This is a genomic window from Streptomyces albospinus, assembly GCF_014648695.1.
In the GTDB taxonomy this organism is placed as follows: Bacteria; Actinomycetota; Actinomycetes; order Streptomycetales; family Streptomycetaceae; genus Streptomyces; species Streptomyces albospinus.
In genome coordinates, this window is the sequence record NZ_BMRP01000158.1 from 1 (window position 1) to 552 (window position 552).

At 68.1% G+C, this 552-nt stretch carries 1 protein-coding gene; it reads left to right on the top strand.

Annotated features, from left to right (window positions below):
• Positions 1–552 (top strand): recombinase family protein (locus IEZ17_RS41765; protein ID WP_189308847.1); only part of this gene is annotated, 552 nt, incomplete at both ends.

Here is a 552-nt window from a genome sequence, read left to right on the forward strand (position 1 = left end):
GCCAGATGGAAGACGCCCAGGACACCCGCTCACGGCTGCACTGGGGCCCATTCGCCAAGATCTACAAGGAGAACGACACCTCAGCCTTCAAGAAGCGCAAGATCACCAAAGCCGACGGCACCATCGACTGGGTCGTCCTGCGCCCCGAGTTCCGCCAGCTGCTCGCCGACCTCACCCTCGACGTGATCGACGGCGTCATCTTCTACGACCTCGACCGCCTCGTGCGTCAACCACGGGACCTCGAAGACCTCATCGACATCGTCGAGTACGTCAAACGCCCGGTCACCGGAGCCACCGGCGACCGCATGAACCTCATCAACGACAGCGACCGTCACATGGCCCGCCCGCGGTCACCGCCGGGCGAGACGGCACCGCACTGCGCTACGACCGCGAGATTGCCCACGGCCGCAGCGAGACCCGGGCGACCGGGGCCCGCGCCGTCACCGCCCCCGGCCTGGACTTCCCCCGCACCGTCCATGCCATGCGCATCCTGCCCAGATGGGCGACGCCTCGCCGTACGGGGACGGGATTGCTGGGCTGCGCCGGCAGAAC